The sequence below is a fragment of the Novosphingobium sp. CCH12-A3 genome, assembly GCF_001556015.1.
GTDB lineage: Bacteria > Pseudomonadota > Alphaproteobacteria > Sphingomonadales > Sphingomonadaceae > Novosphingobium > Novosphingobium subterraneum.
Genome location: NZ_LSIA01000245.1, coordinates 1 through 302, shown reverse-complemented (window position 1 = coordinate 302; position 302 = coordinate 1). Strand labels below are relative to the sequence as shown.

1 protein-coding gene and 1 pseudogene are annotated in these 302 nt (G+C 61.9%); both read right to left on the bottom strand.

Features of this window, described 5'->3' with window-relative positions; genetic code table 11:
• A partial coding sequence (locus AX703_RS20180; protein WP_156452146.1) for an AAA family ATPase occupies nucleotides 1-118 on the bottom strand: 118 nt, incomplete at its 3' end.
• Between the two features lie 75 nt (nucleotides 119-193).
• Nucleotides 194-302 (bottom strand): annotated as a pseudogene (locus tag AX703_RS20175) (transcription elongation protein SprT); the annotation flags it as partial.

Genomic DNA, 302 nt, shown 5'->3' with positions numbered 1-302 from the left:
GGTCGAGGTCGATCACCAGCGCGGTATGCCCGGAATCCTCGGCGGCTGCGGCCAGGTGCAAGGCGAGGGTGGTCTTGCCCGCGCCCCCCTTCTGGCTGATGATCGCGATTGTTGGCATGTGAATATCCTTACATGAACTCATGTTTGCATGTGGTCATAGCGCAAACGGCTATCGGATGAAAGGGCAGGGCGTCTAGCCGTCCTCGCCGCCCTCATCCTCGCTGTCATCGTCCAGCGCCTCATGGCTCATCTGGCCGTGATCCTCGATCGGGCAAAGCGGCGCTCCGGCCTGCTCAAGCCAT